General features: G+C 51.8%; 15 protein-coding genes and 2 pseudogenes. 2 read left to right on the top strand and 15 right to left on the bottom strand.

Annotated elements, in window-relative coordinates; translation table 11 throughout:
• Positions 1 to 16: 16 nt before the first annotated feature.
• The 6 genes from mlaD to rpmE form a co-directional block, all read right to left on the bottom strand.
• Complete coding sequence (mlaD, locus tag BBP27_RS08155; RefSeq protein WP_049329454.1) at positions 17 to 511, bottom strand: outer membrane lipid asymmetry maintenance protein MlaD; 495 nt, start codon at positions 509 to 511, stop codon at positions 17 to 19.
• 49 nt (positions 512 to 560) lie between these two features.
• A complete protein-coding gene (mlaE, locus tag BBP27_RS08150; RefSeq protein WP_188212233.1) occupies positions 561 to 1337 on the bottom strand; it encodes a lipid asymmetry maintenance ABC transporter permease subunit MlaE in 777 nt (258 codons plus the stop codon).
• Between the two features lie 65 nt (positions 1338 to 1402).
• Positions 1403 to 2203 carry an ABC transporter ATP-binding protein gene (locus tag BBP27_RS08145; RefSeq protein WP_003748015.1) on the bottom strand — a complete coding sequence of 267 codons (801 nt, stop codon included), beginning with the start codon at positions 2201 to 2203 and terminating at the stop codon, positions 1403 to 1405.
• A 221-nt stretch (positions 2204 to 2424) separates the two neighbouring features.
• Positions 2425 to 3312, bottom strand: coding sequence for a hypothetical protein (locus BBP27_RS08140; RefSeq protein ID WP_223168973.1), 888 nt, complete (start codon positions 3310 to 3312; stop codon positions 2425 to 2427).
• A 138-nt stretch (positions 3313 to 3450) separates the two neighbouring features.
• Positions 3451 to 5109, bottom strand: coding sequence for an ArnT family glycosyltransferase (locus BBP27_RS08135; RefSeq protein WP_188212232.1), 1659 nt, complete (start codon positions 5107 to 5109; stop codon positions 3451 to 3453).
• 223 nt (positions 5110 to 5332) lie between these two features.
• A complete protein-coding gene (gene rpmE / locus BBP27_RS08130; protein WP_003681847.1) occupies positions 5333 to 5548 on the bottom strand; it encodes a 50S ribosomal protein L31 in 216 nt (71 codons plus the stop codon).
• Positions 5549 to 5829: 281 nt separating this feature from the next.
• Here rpmE and BBP27_RS08125 point away from each other — a divergent pair, with 281 nt between their 5' ends.
• A complete protein-coding gene (locus BBP27_RS08125) occupies positions 5830 to 6363 on the top strand; it encodes an acyltransferase (RefSeq protein ID WP_188212231.1) in 534 nt (177 codons plus the stop codon).
• Positions 6364 to 6424: 61 nt separating this feature from the next.
• Here the strand turns inward: BBP27_RS08125 and BBP27_RS08120 are convergent, their stop codons facing one another.
• The 9 genes and pseudogenes from BBP27_RS08120 to BBP27_RS08080 form a co-directional block, all read right to left on the bottom strand.
• A complete protein-coding gene (locus BBP27_RS08120) occupies positions 6425 to 6880 on the bottom strand; it encodes a four-helix bundle copper-binding protein (protein WP_188212230.1) in 456 nt (151 codons plus the stop codon).
• Between the two features lie 215 nt (positions 6881 to 7095).
• Positions 7096 to 7950 (bottom strand): amino acid ABC transporter substrate-binding protein, encoded by an 855-nt coding sequence (locus tag BBP27_RS08115; protein WP_036492138.1) that lies wholly within the window; start codon positions 7948 to 7950, stop codon positions 7096 to 7098.
• A 75-nt stretch (positions 7951 to 8025) separates the two neighbouring features.
• Positions 8026 to 8757, bottom strand: coding sequence for an amino acid ABC transporter ATP-binding protein (locus BBP27_RS08110; RefSeq protein WP_188212229.1), 732 nt, complete (start codon positions 8755 to 8757; stop codon positions 8026 to 8028).
• A gap of 1 nt (position 8758) precedes the next feature.
• Positions 8759 to 9427: an amino acid ABC transporter permease gene (locus BBP27_RS08105; RefSeq protein ID WP_049344971.1), complete on the bottom strand. Its 669-nt coding sequence runs from the start codon at positions 9425 to 9427 to the stop codon at positions 8759 to 8761.
• A pseudogene (locus tag BBP27_RS08100) lies at positions 9417 to 10066 on the bottom strand (amino acid ABC transporter permease). Before BBP27_RS08100 ends, BBP27_RS08105 begins: the two are co-directional and overlap by 11 nt.
• 163 nt (positions 10067 to 10229) lie before the next feature.
• Positions 10230 to 11446, bottom strand: a pseudogene (locus tag BBP27_RS08095) (MFS transporter).
• A 300-nt stretch (positions 11447 to 11746) separates the two neighbouring features.
• Complete coding sequence (locus tag BBP27_RS08090) at positions 11747 to 12175, bottom strand: hypothetical protein (RefSeq protein ID WP_003748039.1); 429 nt, start codon at positions 12173 to 12175, stop codon at positions 11747 to 11749.
• An 8-nt stretch (positions 12176 to 12183) separates the two neighbouring features.
• Positions 12184 to 12693 (bottom strand): outer membrane protein assembly factor BamE, encoded by a 510-nt coding sequence (locus BBP27_RS08085; protein ID WP_036492125.1) that lies wholly within the window; start codon positions 12691 to 12693, stop codon positions 12184 to 12186.
• Between the two features lie 459 nt (positions 12694 to 13152).
• Complete coding sequence (locus tag BBP27_RS08080; RefSeq protein WP_188212228.1) at positions 13153 to 13791, bottom strand: MBL fold metallo-hydrolase; 639 nt, start codon at positions 13789 to 13791, stop codon at positions 13153 to 13155.
• A gap of 112 nt (positions 13792 to 13903) precedes the next feature.
• Between BBP27_RS08080 and BBP27_RS08075 the strand changes: the two genes are divergently transcribed.
• Positions 13904 to 14710 (top strand): DNA ligase, encoded by an 807-nt coding sequence (locus tag BBP27_RS08075; protein WP_502887194.1) that lies wholly within the window; start codon positions 13904 to 13906, stop codon positions 14708 to 14710.
• Positions 14711 to 14767 lie beyond the last annotated feature (57 nt).

The following is a 14767-nucleotide window of genomic DNA, read 5'->3' as shown; positions in this document are numbered from 1 at the left end:
TTGGGTTGATATGTGTTTATTGTTTGTTTTGACCGGCAGATTCACTGTCTGCGTTTTTTTCGGCAAAGCTGGTCATGAATTTGCCGATAAGGTTTTCCAAAACCATGGCGGAGCTGGTGACGGTAATGGTGTCGCCTGCCGCCAAAGAATCAGTATCGCCGCCTTGTTGCAGGCCGATGTATTGTTCGCCCAACAAGCCTGAAGTCAGGATTTGTGCGGAAACGTCGCTGCTGAACTGATATTGACTGTCCAGATTGAGGGCAACTTTTGCCTGATAGGATTTAGGGTCGAGCTGAATGGATGCAACGCGGCCCACCAGTACGCCTGCGGATTTGACCGGGGCGTTGGTTTTCAAGCCGCCGATGTCGCTGAAATCGGCATAGACGGTGTAGGTTTGTGATGATTTGCCGAACGATTGTCCGCCGGCGGCACGGAAGGCGAGAAAGCCGATAGCGGCTGCGCCCAGTAAGACAAACAGTCCTACCCAAAATTCCAAAGCATTTTTTTTCATGTGCTATTGTCCTTGTTTCATTCTTTTTAAGTGTCGTTTCAGACGGCCTTTAGTCGGTAAACATCCATGCGGTCAACATGAAGTCGACGGCGAGGATAGTCAGGGCGGAAGACACTACGGTGCGTGTACTGGCGCGCAAAATACCTTCGGAAGTCGGTACGCAGTGGAAGCCCTGATGTACGGCGATCAGCGTAACGGCTACGCCGAAAGCGGCGGATTTGATTAAGCCGTTGAGTACGTCGTAATGGAAGGTAATGTTGTTTTGCATTTGCGACCAGAAAATACCGCCGTCCAAACCCAGCCATTCGACGCCGACTAAATACGCGCCGTAAATGCCGGCAACGTTGAAAATCGACGCCAACAAAGGCATGGAAAACACGCCCGCCCAAAAGCGCGGCGCAACCACACGTGCCACAGGGTCGACCGCCATCACGTTCATTGCTTCAAGCTGCTCGGTGGTTTTCATCAAGCCGATTTCGCTGGTCATGGCACCGCCCGCGCTGCTGGCAAACAGAATTGCAGACAATACGGGACCCAATTCACGCAACAGGGAAGCGGCAACCATATAACCCAAAATATCGGCGGATTTGAATTTTGCCAGCTGCGTATAGCCTTGCAAGCCCAATACCATGCCGACAAACAGGCCGGACACGGCAACAATCAGGACAGACAATACGCCTGCAAAGTAAACCTGGCGGATGCTCAGGCGCGGGCGGGTAAACGCCGTACCTGATTTGGCCAGGATCTGCAGGAAAAACAGCGTAATGCTGCCCAGTGATTGGATGAAGCCGAGGGTTTTTGCCCCGACGGAACGGATAAAATTCATAGGTTTCAGTTGATTGGTTAAATGGTTTTCAGACGGCCTTGTTTAAGTTTCAGGCCGTCTGAACATCAGCCCAGCAAGTCTTGTTTTAAAGTCGTTTGCGCCGGATAGCGGTAGGCGACAGGGCCGTCTGCCAAACCGCCGACAAACTGGCGTACCCAAGGCGAGTCGAGTTCGCGCATTTCTTTGGGCGAGCCGGAGAACATGATTTCGCCGTGTGCCAAGAAAATCACTTGATCGACGATTTCCAGCGATTTTTCGATGTCGTGCGTTACCATCACGCTGGTGGAGCGCAGGGCTTTGTTGGCGCGGCTGATGAGGTGGGCGATAACGCCCAGCGAAATCGGGTCGAGGCCGGTGAAAGGCTCGTCGTACAACATGATTTCAGGGTCGAGCGCAATCGTACGCGCGAGGGCGACGCGGCGCGACATACCGCCGGAAAGCTCGGAAGGCATTAGGTTTTCAATGCCGCGCAAACCGACTGCATTCAGTTTCAGCAATACTAAATCGCGGATGACCGCTTCGGGCAAATCCGTCAGCTCGCGCATGGGGAAGGCGATGTTGTCGAAGACGGATAAGTCGGTGAACAATGCGCCGTGTTGGAACAAAACGCCCATGCGGCGGCGGTGTTCGTACAGCTCCTGCGCCGAAAATGCGGCCAAATCACGCCCTTCAATCAGCACTTTGCCCGATTGCGGGCGGATTTGACCCGTAATCAGGCGCATCAGCGTGGTTTTACCGCTGCCCGAACCACCCATTACGGCGGCGAAATTGCCTTGTGGAATGCTGAAGTTGATGTTGTTCAGAATCGGACGGTCGCCATATGCGAAGGCAACGTCTTTCATTTCGATGAAGGGTGTGGAACTCATGCAGGATGGGAGTGTCGAAAAATGTATTTTAATTACGGGTATTGTAAAGGGTATTGGATATTCGGGCAATTTTCAGACGGCCTGCGCTTAGGAATAACGGGTAAAAACGTGTGAAAGAACGCAGAAGCGTTGGTGCTACGGTCGTTTGTTGTATGTTGTGTCAAACATACAGACAGTTGTGTAGGTAAATAAAGAGGCGGGTAAATATGCCCGCCTTGTTTTTAATATTTCTGCAAACCTTCTACCTTGATTTCTTTGGCATTGGCATGGATGAAGGCTTGGGTAGCTTTCATCGTGGCTTGGATGCGCGGATCGTTCCAGCGCACGATTTGGTTGTTTTCATCGCGCTTGTCCGACCAAATAATCACGCCGTCGGTGTATTTTTTGCTGATTTCAAGCATTTTGCGCCAGCGGACGGGGTCGATGAACTGCTTGAAATAAGGGCTGTTGGTGGCCGAATAATATTGCGGCCAGATGTAGCCGATGATTTTTTTGTTGGGAAAGCGTTGATGGATGTCGTCAACGGCGGTTTTTACGTCTTTTTCCCATTGCACCAAATCGGGGGAAGTGATGTAGAACACAGGATTGGCATAGTCGCTGATGGCGGCGGTGGGTGCACGGCGTTTGCTGACTTGCCGCCATTTGGCCAAGATGGCTTCGTTGTCAACGTTGGGGCGGTAGTGGCGGATGCCGTGCAGGTGTTCGGAAGGCATGCCGTAGTTGCTGATGAAGGCGCGCGGGTTTTCTTCTCTGAAGATTTGGTACATCCGCGCGAAGTCGGTTCTCAATTCGTCGGGGGTCAGCAGCTGGCCGTCTTTTTCGGCAAACCAGCTTTCGATGTCGGTGGAAATGGTGCGGTAGCCTTCGCGGCGCGATTGTTTGGCCAATTCGCGGATACGCGCTTCGTTGAGTACGCCGTGTTTGCGTTTGCCTGTCGGATCGGGTTTGACCAGCTCGCTTTCGTAAACCAAAAACACTTTGGAGAGTTTGTCGGCGGTAAGGTCGGGTTTGCCGACGTAGTCCATGCGGTCGTAGATGATGAAATCTTTGGCATGGGCGGAGAGGGCTGTCAATAAGAGGACGAGGGGCAAAAGGCGGTTGGGTTTCATGTTTTTAGGCAGATAAGGGAAAAGGGCCATTGTACGGGAAGCGGTGTTAAAGTAAGTCAAAGGCCGTCTGAAAGGATAAAAGTTCTTTCAGACGGCCTTTGTTGAACGGAGAATTTCCGGTTTTGAGGCTGGTGTGATTTACTGCGCCGCAGTTTTTTCCAGTAATAAGAAAGTCTCGGCTTTGTTGCGCGGTCTTGCGCCTTGCCACAAGGTTTGCCAGCCCGAAGGTGCGCCGATGTTGGCGGCTTGGCGGATGAGGCGGTAGCGGCAGGACGGGTTGTCGGTCGTGGTTTTGATATGACTGTATTGAGTCCACGCGATGCGTGTGCGTTGGTCTTGGCCGTCGATGTTGATACATTCGAGGCCGTCTGAAAGCTGCTGTTTCAATTCGGAAGAAAGCGCGGCTTCCATTTGGTGTACCACCGGCGCATGGCTTTTGGCGGCGTTGAGCCACGGTAAAAACAGGGTCATCAGCAAGGCCCAGGCCAAGGTAACGCCGGCCGCCCAGTTGGTGACGGCTTGGCGGCCACGGATGTTTTTACGCGTAATCGCCCAGAGCCACAAAGGGGTAAACAGCAGGGCGACGGCCATTGGAATCGGGTCGATGTCGGGGATGTAATAAGGGCTGAAATAGGCGGCGCGTTCGGCCAGTTTGGCAGGCCAGCCGTAGTTCATGGCGAAGAAGCCCAGCCACAGGAATACGGCAATCAAACCGAATGCCATGATGCCGAACCAGTTGATAAATGCCGCCGCGCCGCGGCGCAGGCCGTCCAGTTGTGCCGCGCCGAGCAGGGCGAGTGGCGGCAGCAGCCAAACGAGGTTGTCTTGCAGGCGTTGCGGGTTGATGGCGAGCAGGGCTGTCATGATAACCAGCCACGACAGGCTCAGAATGCCCCAGTTTTTATCGTGGATACGCGTGCGGCTGAGCGTCCATGCCGCCAGCGGCCAAGCAGGCAGGGCAAACCACAGCAGGTTTTTCAGATAATAAGGCAGATTGAAGGCCGTCTGAATATGATGGAAACCGCCGAATACGCCTAAGGAATAATGGTTGAACCAAATATCAAACCATTCGGGATGGGTTCTGGATAAAACCAGCGGATACAGAATCAGCAGGGGCAGGGAAACGACGATGGCGCCAATCAGAGTCAGCAAATAGCGTTTGCTTTGCCAAGTGGAATGGAACGACAGGGAAAGTGCCAAAAACATCATGGCCGCGGTCAGCAGATAGCCTGAGGAAAGGGAGAGTAAAACCCAGCCGCCGCACAACAGCAAAATGGCAATAATGACGCGGCGGCGTGCCAGTGAGAAGCCGCACAAAATCAATCCAAATGCGGCAAAAGCGGCCGACATGGGATTGAGGAAGTGGGCGATGGGCAGCAAACCGATGCTGCCGATAAGGATTAAGACAACGCTGCGGCCGTGGTGTCTGCCGAGAAAGTTGAAACCGGCAAAACCGCAGGCGGTCAGTCCGACGGCGGTGAATACCACGCCGGCAAAACGTGCGGCATCATAGGCATCGGCCGCCCAAGGCGAAAACAGGGTTTGGAATGCGGTTGCCACCCACAAAAAAGCAGGGGAGATGGTGAAGTCGGGTTGGCCGAAGATTTGTGCAACCAACAGGCTGCCGCCGTTTTTCATGGACTCGGAGGCGGTAAAGAGGGAGGGTTCGGCAGGGTTCCACAAGTCATGCGAGAACACGCCCGGCCACAGCCAGGCAAAGGCCATCAGCAGCAGAAGCCACGGTTTTTCATGGGTTTTTTGGGGGCGGCGCGGATCGGGCGGTGTGTAAGTCAGCATGGAAGGTCAAAAAACGGTTGGTTTGAATGGCAATGGTACAGGGTTTGACGGGTTTGCGCGATATGCCGGAACGGAGAGCTTTGTAAAAATCATGTTTACCGCTGGTTTTTCGGGTATTTGAAAGGATGTTTATCCGATATGGCGAAGCCGTCTGAAAGAAAGGTTTCAGACGGCCTGAATGCAAAAAAGACTGCACGAAGCAGTCTTTTTGACAAAGCGGCAATTAGCGTTTGAACAGGTTGCCGAATTTGTTGTTGAATTTGTCCACGCGACCGGTAGTGTCGACGATTTTTTGAGTACCGGTGTAGAAAGGGTGGCACAGAGAGCAAACCTCAACGTTGAAGCTGTCTTTTTCCATTGCGGATTTGGTTACGAATTTGTTGCCGCAAGAGCAGGTAACGTTGATTTCGTGGTAGTTCGGGTGAATACCTTGTTTCATTTGATTTCCTTTCGATTAAGCGGGCACAGGGGTTTTGCCTGTACTTCAGTTAAGCGTGGGATTTTCGCTATTTTTGGCTGTTTCGTCAAGCGGATATTTTGCGTAGCGGGCAGTTTCGCAACAGGCGAGAACAGTTTAGAATAGAGTTTCAAACCAAATATTGTGTAATCGGGCTGTAATTCAACTGAAAAGAGGATGTAAAACCTCTTCTAGATGTGAAACTTTAAGAAAAATAATAGTCTGATTAATATTTACGCTTTTACGAACAGGAGACGGAATCCATGCAAAAAAGGATATTGACGCGTATTTTGCGTGTCTGGGGAGGAATGTTGCCTCCGTCTTATTGCAAACCCTTCGGCCGGATTGCGCAAAAATTCCGCGCCGCTTTGGCTGCGTGCATTTCCCCAAACATCGGCAAAAACGTCAATATCGAAAAAGGCGGATATGTTTTTCCGGATACGGTAATCGGCGACAATTCGGGTATCGGCGTCAATTGCGAAATCTGCCACGGCCTGACCCTCGGCAAGAATGTGATGATGGGACCGGAATGCCTGTTTTATTCGACCAACCACAAATTCAACCCTGAAACCCGCCGCTTTGAAGGCTATACGGACATCCGTCCGATTGTGATTGAAGACGATGTTTGGATCGGCCGGCGTGCGATTATCATGGGCGGCGTTACCATCGGCAAGGGCGCGGTAATCGGCGCAGGTTCGGTGGTTACCAAAGATGTGCCGCCTTATTGCGTGGCCGCGGGCAATCCTGCGGTTGTGAAGAAAAAACTGTTGGATGAGCAAGAGCTTGCAGTTGAATAATGTGAACGAAACCATAAACAAAAGGCCGTCTGAATTTCAGACGGCCTTTTTTCAATAGTGATTAAGCGGCAATTTTTTCGCATTCTTTAATGCAGGCCAAGCAAGATTCGTAGCAGGCTTTGCACTCGGCGTGGTGGCCGGCGTGTTCTTTGCAGGCGGCGGAACATTGTTTGCAGGCTTCGATGCACACTTTCGCCAAAGACGGGGTCAGGCGTGAATTTTGGGCGGCGAGGTTTTGCAAGGTGCCGCACAGAGCCAGCATTTGATTGACGCCGGTTGCGCAGTCTTTCATGGAGGTATCGCCTTCGCTCAACAGGGAGATGCAGTGCGCCAGGCAGATTTGGCCGGCTTCAACGCAATGTGCGGCCGCTTTGCGCGCAGCTTCGTAGGCGCGCGGTGCAGAATGTGCGTGACCGGCATGGTGTGCATGGCCTGCGTGGTCGTGTGCACGGGCGAATGAGGCGGCTGCGGTGAGGGAGACGGCGGCTGCGCTGCCGATAAATTGACGACGGTTCATCATAGTTTCCTTTTTGCTTTGTAGAAATATCGGACGAATTATTTCATCCGTTATTAAAAGGTTATCATGTTATTCGTTTTTAAACAACAGGCCGTCTGAAGGTATCGAGAACACGTTCAGACGGCCTGTCGTTGGATATGATATTTGTTTAAATTAATCACAAATCGGATGGCTGAAATACGGCAAAGTGACTTTTTGCCGAGAAAATAGTCGGTTTATTCCGCCAACAATTCTTCCGGTTTGACTTTCTCGCCATACACGGGCAAGAGGGTTTTTTCATAGGCGGCTTTCAGACGGCCGTCTTTTTTCATGGCAGCGATTTCGCCGTTGACCCAGTTCAGGAGGTCGGTGTTGCCTTTTTGAACAGCCGGGGCGATGAATTCGGCAGGGCCGAGGTTGCCGATGGCGACTTCAAAATTCGGGTTTTCTTTTGCCCATGCCCACAGCAGGGCGTTGTCGTGGGCGAGTGCTACGCCGCGGCCGTCTTTCAGTGCGTCGAAAGTTTCGGTATTTTGGTCGAATTTCAGCAGTTTGACTTCAGGATGGCTTTTGGTGAAGAAGGCGTCGGCGGTGGTGCCTTTGTTGACCAGCAGGGTTTGGTCTTTCAATTGCGCAACGTCGGTAATCGGTTTGTCTTTGGGGGAAACCACGCCCAAGGCCACTTTCATGTAAGGATCGGCAAAATCGACGGCTTCGGCGCGTTCGGGTGTTTTGGTGAAGTTGGCGAGGATGAGGTCGACTTTGCCGGAACGGACGTACTCGACGCGGTTTGCGGCCTCGGTCAGGACGAATTCGACTTTGTCGGGGCTGCCGAGCAGGTCTTTGGCCAGGTCTTTGGCGATTTCAACGTCAAAGCCTTGGTTTTTGCCGTTGGCGTCAACATAGCCGAACGGAGGTTTGTCGCCGAATACGCCGATACGGATGACGCCTTTTTCTTTGATGGCGGCAACGGTTGCCGCGCCGCTGCTTTGTGAAGATTGGGCATCGCCGGAGCCGCCTCCGCAAGCAGTCAGGCCGACGGCGATGGCGGCGGAGGCGAGGAGGGCTTTAAATTTGGCATTCAATTGCATGAGTGTTTCCTTTTCAAATGTTTGGTTGAAAGTGGAGGCCGTCTGAAAAAGGGTTCGGACGGCCTGAAAATAAAATCAGTAGTCCATGCCTGCCAAGAATTGGCGGGCGCGTTCGCTTTTGGGGGCGGAGAAGAAGGTCTCGGGGTCGGTCGATTCGACGATGCCGCCTTTGTCCATGAAGACGATGCGGTCGGCAACTTTGCGGGCAAACCCCATTTCATGGGTTACGATGAGCATGCTCATGCCTTCATGGGCGAGTTCTAAAACCACTTCCAAGACTTCGCGCACCATTTCGGGGTTGAGTGCGGCGGTGATTTCGTCCAGCAGGATGACTTCCGGATTCAGGCACAGGGCGCGGACAATGGCGATGCGTTGTTTCTGTCCGCCGGAGAGTTCGCGCGGATAGGCGTTTTTGCGGTCGAGCAGGCCGACGCGTTCCAACAGTTTGTCGGCTTGTGCCTCTGCTTCGGAACGGTTGCGGTTTTGTACTTTCACCGGGCCTAAGAGGATGTTTTCGATGACGGTCATGTGGGCAAACAGTTCATAGCTTTGAAAAACCATGCCGACTTTTTGCCGGGCGGTTTGCCAGGAAACGTCTTTGCCGAATTCGCCGACCCCATCCATCACGATGCTGCCGCCTTGGTGCGGCTCCAAACCGTTGACGCAGCGCAGGAGGGTGGATTTGCCGCAGCCGGATGGGCCCAGCAGTACGATGACTTCGCCTTTTTCCAAGTCCAAGTCTAAGGATTGAATGGCGGTTACGTTGCCGTATTGTTTGTGCAGGTTGCGGATGCTCAGTAAAGCCATGTCAGTGTTCCCATTTTTGTTCAAGTTTTGCCGCCAGCAGCGACAGCGGCCAGCAACAGAAGAAATACAGCATAAAAATCAGGCCGTAAACCCAAAATGAAGCATTGGGTTGCGTCAGCAGCGAGTTTTCGATGATTTGCTGGCCGACTTTGACGACTTCGATGACGCCGATAAGGGAGGCGAGCGAGCTGGTTTTGATCATGCGCGTAAACAGATTGACGGCGCCGGGCAATACGCGGCGGATGCTTTGCGGCAGCTCGATGTAGCGGAATACCTGCCCGCGGCTCAAACCGAGTGCCAGGCCTGATTCGACCTGGTGTTTTTCAATCGATTCCAATGCGCCGCGGACCAAATCGCCCATTTCAGCGATGCCCCACATGGTAAATACCCAGACGCAGACCCAAAATCCGTCGATGTGGATGCCTGTCCAGACGGATAGGCCGAAATACAGGCCGAACAGCCACACCAAAATCGGCACGATTCGGATGGTTTCGAGATAAAACCGTCCGATAAAGCGGATGAGCCGGTTGCGCGAACGCAAAACCAAGCCGAACAGCGTACCCAATACGCAGGAAGCGGCAACGGAGGCCAGGGAAATCTGCGCCGTCAGCAACAAGCCTTCGCCCAAGCGTGCCGCGTTTTGTCCTTCAAACAGCCAGTCAAACACCATATTTTGCACTCCGTACGCGGTTTTCGGCCCAGCGCGCCAGAAGCGAAACAGGCAGAAGGATGATCAGGTAGCTGGCAAACAGCAGGAACAAGGCTTCGTTGGTTTTGTAGTCCATGCCGATGATGTCTTTGGTAACGAACAGCAATTCCGCAATGCCGACCGCGCTGACGATAGATGTTTCTTTCATCAAAAACAATACGTTTGCGCCGATGGCGGGAACGGCGACCGCCCATGCCTGAGGCAATTCGACATAGCGGAACACTTGAAAGCGGCTCAAACCGATGGCCTTGCCCGCTTCGATCTGCCCTTTGGGGACGGCCAGAATACCGGCGCGGATGGCTTCCGCCATGTAGCTTGCGCCCAAGAAAACCAGTGCGATTACGCCGCAGGTGAAACCGTCCCATTTAATGCCCATTTTCGGCAGGCCGTAATACAGGAAAAACAATTGGATCAGCAGGGGCGTATTGCGCGACAGCTCGATATAGGCGCGTGCCAATGCGTAGAAGGGGCGGATTTAACCACGGCAACGGGCAGGCCGAACAGCAACGACAAAACGACGCCATATACCGACAATTCCAGCGTCAGCTTTGCCGCATCGACGAATTTGGGGATGGCATCGATCAGATAAGACCAGTTCATCAGAGTCAGACAATCAGCATAATAAAGGCAGTATTTTAACGGGTTTGTAAGGGAGTGTTAAATAATGGATAGGAATATCGATTGTGGATAAAACACAAAAAATGGAATAAGGCAAAGGCCGTCTGAAACGTTTCAGACGGCCTTGAAATGCCAAGGTTCCGCGTCAGGCGGCAGCCGCTTTCCGTTCATGAATCAGTAAATTCAACAGAGCGGCCGTGCCTGCCAAGACTGCGTCGGCGTACCACATCCAGCCGTAATCGTTGAAGCGCGTGATGACGATGCCGCCGATGTACGAACCCAAAAAGCCGCCGATTTGGTGGCTTAACATGGTCAACCCGAAGAGGGTGGCCAAGTAGCGCGTGCCGAAAAGTTTGCCGGTAATGGCGGCGGTGGGGGCGACGGTTGCCAACCAAGTGAAACCGAGTCCGGCGGCGAAAAGATAGAAGTTCAAATCGGTTTTAGGTGCGGCCAGATAAATCAATATCATGGCGACACGCGAAGCATATAAACCGAAGAGGACGTATTTGCCCAAAAATCTGCCGGTACACCAGCCTGAAAAAATACAGCCGGCAATGTTTGCCAAACCAATAATGGCAATGGAGGTTGAAGCGACCTAGCGGGGAGGCCGCAAAGTGAAATTTCGGTCGGCAGGTGGGTAACCAAAAAGGCGATGTGGAAACCGCAGGTAAAGAAACCTAAATGCAGCAAGATATAGCTGCGGTTGGCGAAAGCCTTGCAGACGGCCTGCTTCAGGGTTTGGCCGTCATCGTCGGTATGGACGGTATGAGCAGCATGTTTGCCGCCGGCCAACCACCAAGAAATCGGCAAAATCAAGATGGCAATGACTGCCCAAACATAAAATGTCCCCATCCAGCCGACATGGGGCAGGGCAATTAAACCTTGAACCAGCGGCGCGAACAAAAATTGCCCTGCGGACCCGCCTGCATTGACCAGGCCGGAAGCCAAGCCGCGCCGATGAGGCGGCGTTTTGGCGGCGACCTGTCCCATAATGATGGAAAATCCGCCCGAACCCGTACCGAATGCCAACAATAAACCGATACCCAGCATCAGCCCCCAATAAGTCGGCATTTGCGGCACCATCAGACAGGCGGCAATCAACAGAACCGTACCGCCGGCTAAAACCTTAAACGCGCCGAAACGGTCGGCCAACGCGCCGGACAAGGGTTGCGATATGCCCCACATCAATTGGAAAACGGCAATAATCAGGCTGAACTGGGTCATGCTCAATTCGGTCGAGTTGACAACGGGCAGGACAAAAAGCCCTAAAGTCATCCTCATGCCGATGGTAATCAGCAGGATGGAGGCAGCAGCGGCAATCAGCAGCCACAAATTGGGTAATTTGGCAGAAGAATCGGTCATGATGTTTGTGTGTGTAAGGGGCAGGGAATAAAAGCTATTTCTGCCGCTATATTATTTATTTGATTTCTCGGCGGGCCGATATATAAACGCGCGATTCTAGCATTGGGCGGAAAACGGTATAAATAACCGTTGGTTCTTTGGATATGGTAAAAAGTGATATGGCTTGAGGATGAATTGAGGATGAAGCGGTCAAATATTCTTCGTTTGGTACTGACGGAGCAAGCAAATGCCGTTGAATTTTCGTTTGAGAAGAAAGGCCGTCTGAAAAGTTTCAGACGGCCTTTGTTTGACTGACTTACATCAGATGATTTCCAAAATGAAATACTGACGCAGTTTTTCGTACACATTATTTTGTACGTTGATACAACCATTGGTTATGATGCGGTCGGCCACATTAGGAGAAGCGATGCGTTCCATGCGCCTTTCCTGCGGCTTGAGCGTCCATACCCGGTGTAACGCAAACAGAAAGTCATTTTCTTCTTTGAAGCCGATAACCTCGCCACCGTAACCCGGTTTGCTGGTCATCATCGGCGTCATATTGAATTTGCCTTTCGGCGTGGTCTTGCCAATCAGTACCGGATGGCACTGACCGTCATCGGCAAAGCAAAGCTCTGCCTTAGCTGTATTGACCACGACTTTTTTGCGTTGGATATAGTCGCTGACAGCATCGGCAGCGGCCAAAGAATTCAGACCTACTGCCAAGGCTATACCCAATAGGATCCGTTTCAAATTTGTCCTTATTGACGGATGCGTTTAGGAGCTTCTTTAATGATCTCGCGGATGATCACTTGAGGCTCTTGTTTAGGTGCTGGAGGAGGACATACGGCATCTTTAGGGAATACTGGATTCCAGAAGAAGCTGCGTGCAAATTTGTCTTTGTCGAAGATCACTTTGTATTGGCAAGTAGTGATGCCTTCAACGCCGGAAGTGTTTTCAGGGTCAACGCCTACGCCCGGGGTGTAGAAGTGGAACAGGTAGTCCCATTCACGCACGCCAACCATGCCTTCGTCGTAGTGAGGACGGCCGAGGATTTTGTAGATGTCGTCTTTGGTCAGACCAGGACGCATTTGATCCAACTCGTCAAAAGTCGGGAATGTACCGCGGTCATTGTTGAAGGTCAGGGAGTAAGGTTTAGGGAAGCGAGGCTCGTCGGTAGTGCCTTCAGGAGTGATTTTACTCTTAGTAGCACAGGCGGCCAGCAGGCCGGTAGCCAGCAGGGCAAAGCCCACTTTTGCGATTTTTTTCATTTGATAATCCTTTTATTGATTTTACCAGCCGAACTTTTCAGACGGCCTGTTAGTGCCGGCAGCGAGTTTGCCGGTTTACCCAAATAATGTTGTGCTTCTTAAAGATGTACCCGACGGTTTGACAAACAGAACATCGGCACATTCCGGTAGGGCATTGCGCCTCATCTCCGTTGTATCCGCCTGAATCGGCAAAACCGTTCAGACGGCCTGACTGACATTTATTGTCACTTTGTAACAATTTCACTTCGAGTCAGGCTTGGGGTTTAGAGATGTCCGGTTTTCGATAAATCAGGTTGTATTGCGTAATACCTTGTTATCTTTGTGCTTTAGTTCTTTTTGGCATTTGCCGGAGATTAGGTACTTAATCTTTCGGGTGTTATCCCTGCAAATTGTATGCCAGTTTTCCTTTATACGCATAATTTGTGTATGCCAGAATGTTGGCTTTATACAACATTCATATTAACGAACCAGAAACGGATTGTACCTTTTCTCATGCCCGATACTGGTCATACGGCCGTGTCCGGCTATAACTTGCGTGGTTTCGGGCAGGGTTAATAGTTTAGCGCGGATATTGTTTATGAGGTCATCATGATTGCCGCGCGGAAAATCTGTGCGACCAACGGTCTCATAAAACAAAACATCGCCTGCGACTAAAAGTCCGTTTTCGGCGTTGTAAAAAACGACTTGGCCGGGGGTGTGGCCGGGAATGTGGAGGACTTGGAAACTGTGGTTGCCGACCTTGAGCGTTTCCCCTTCTTCCAGCCAGCGTGTCGGCGTGAATGACGGAGAGACGGGGAAACCGTATTGCGCCGTTGTTTGCGGAAGGGCTTGGAGCAGGAATTCGTCGTCTTTGTGCGGGCCGAGAACGGGTACGTCGCAGGTTTTCAAAAGTTCAACCACGCCGCCTGCGTGGTCAAGATGGCCGTGGGTCAGCCAAATGGCGGTCAGCTTGAGGCCTTTGTTTTGGACTTGTTGCAATAAATAGGGTACGTCGCCGCCGACATCGGTCAAAACGGCTTCTTTGGTTTCGTCATCCCAAATCAGCGTGCAGTTTTGACGGAAGGGGGTAACGGCGTTGATTTCAAATTGGAGTGCCATGGGTGTTCCTGGGAAATGCTTATTTAATGTTGTTTACGTTTCAGACGGCCTTTGTTATTATGCATATATAATAACAAAAGCAAATATGGAAAAGTGTCTTATGAATAATGTAATGCGAACCATGATACCGATTTTTGCGGCTTCTTTCATCTCAGCGGCGTTTGGTGCAGATTTGTTGTTGGCGCAGGAATATAAAAATCAAGATATTGCCGGTTGGGCCATGAGTGAAAAGTTGGATGGCGTACGCGCGTATTGGGACGGCAGGCAGCTGGTCAGTCGTCAGGGCTATGCGTTTACACCACCCAAAGGTTTTACAGCAGGTTTTCCGCCGTTTCCGATGGATGGCGAGTTATACAGCGGACGAGGGCGGTTTGAGCAAATTTCCGCGACGGTGCGTTCTGCCTCGGGAAATTGGGACGGTATCCGTTTGCATGTTTTTGATGTGCCACAGGCGCAGGGTAATCTGTATCAGCGGCTGGAAACGGCTTCGAAATGGCTGAAATCACACCCGTCGGCACGGTTTACGGTTATTCCGCAAATCAAGGTGCGCGACAAACAGCATGCTTTGGATTTTTTGAAACAAGTTGAAGCGCTGGGTGGGGAAGGGGTGATGCTGCGTCAACCTGAAGCCCGTTATGCAAGCGGTAGAAATGGGCAGCTGTTGAAGCTGAAAAGTGAATATGATGATGAATGTACGGTAACGCGTCATTATGAGGGCAAAGGGCGCAATGTCGGGCGTTTGGGTGCGGTCGGGTGTAAAAACCGATATGGCGAGTTTCGTATCGGTAGCGGTTTTAAGGATAAGGACCGCGATCATCCGCCGAAAATCGGTGCGCTGATTACTTACCGTTATCGTGGTTTTACGCAAAAAGGAACGCCGAAATTTGCAACATTTGTCAGGGTGCGTTCGGATCGATAAAACAAATTCAAGGCCGTCTGAAAATAGGTTTCAGACGGCCTTTAATATAGATGTTGC

This window comes from Neisseria sp. RH3002v2g (assembly GCF_014596425.2).
GTDB lineage: Bacteria > Pseudomonadota > Gammaproteobacteria > Burkholderiales > Neisseriaceae > Neisseria.
This window is presented reverse-complemented; position numbering and strand designations above follow the sequence as displayed.

What these genes read in the sequence shown, in the direction of transcription:
- BBP27_RS08140 (WP_223168973.1), bottom strand. Translation starts at nt 3,312, where the DNA reads ATGAAACCCAACCGCCTTTTGCCCCTCGTCCTCTTATTGACAGCCCTC.
- BBP27_RS08115 (WP_036492138.1), bottom strand. Translation starts at nt 7,950, where the DNA reads ATGCAATTGAATGCCAAATTTAAAGCCCTCCTCGCCTCCGCCGCCATC.
- BBP27_RS08075 (WP_502887194.1), top strand. Translation starts at nt 13,904, where the DNA reads ATGCGAACCATGATACCGATTTTTGCGGCTTCTTTCATCTCAGCGGCG.
- BBP27_RS08110 (WP_188212229.1), bottom strand. Translation starts at nt 8,757, where the DNA reads ATGGCTTTACTGAGCATCCGCAACCTGCACAAACAATACGGCAACGTA.
- BBP27_RS08085 (WP_036492125.1), bottom strand. Translation starts at nt 12,693, where the DNA reads ATGAAAAAAATCGCAAAAGTGGGCTTTGCCCTGCTGGCTACCGGCCTG.
- BBP27_RS08135 (WP_188212232.1), bottom strand. Translation starts at nt 5,109, where the DNA reads ATGCTGACTTACACACCGCCCGATCCGCGCCGCCCCCAAAAAACCCAT.
- BBP27_RS08080 (WP_188212228.1), bottom strand. Translation starts at nt 13,791, where the DNA reads ATGGCACTCCAATTTGAAATCAACGCCGTTACCCCCTTCCGTCAAAAC.
- mlaE (WP_188212233.1), bottom strand. Translation starts at nt 1,337, where the DNA reads ATGAATTTTATCCGTTCCGTCGGGGCAAAAACCCTCGGCTTCATCCAA.
- BBP27_RS08120 (WP_188212230.1), bottom strand. Translation starts at nt 6,880, where the DNA reads ATGAACCGTCGTCAATTTATCGGCAGCGCAGCCGCCGTCTCCCTCACC.
- BBP27_RS08105 (WP_049344971.1), bottom strand. Translation starts at nt 9,427, where the DNA reads ATGGTGTTTGACTGGCTGTTTGAAGGACAAAACGCGGCACGCTTGGGC.
- mlaD (WP_049329454.1), bottom strand. Translation starts at nt 511, where the DNA reads ATGAAAAAAAATGCTTTGGAATTTTGGGTAGGACTGTTTGTCTTACTG.
- rpmE (WP_003681847.1), bottom strand. Translation starts at nt 5,548, where the DNA reads ATGAAACAAGGTATTCACCCGAACTACCACGAAATCAACGTTACCTGC.
- BBP27_RS08125 (WP_188212231.1), top strand. Translation starts at nt 5,830, where the DNA reads ATGCAAAAAAGGATATTGACGCGTATTTTGCGTGTCTGGGGAGGAATG.
- BBP27_RS08145 (WP_003748015.1), bottom strand. Translation starts at nt 2,203, where the DNA reads ATGAGTTCCACACCCTTCATCGAAATGAAAGACGTTGCCTTCGCATAT.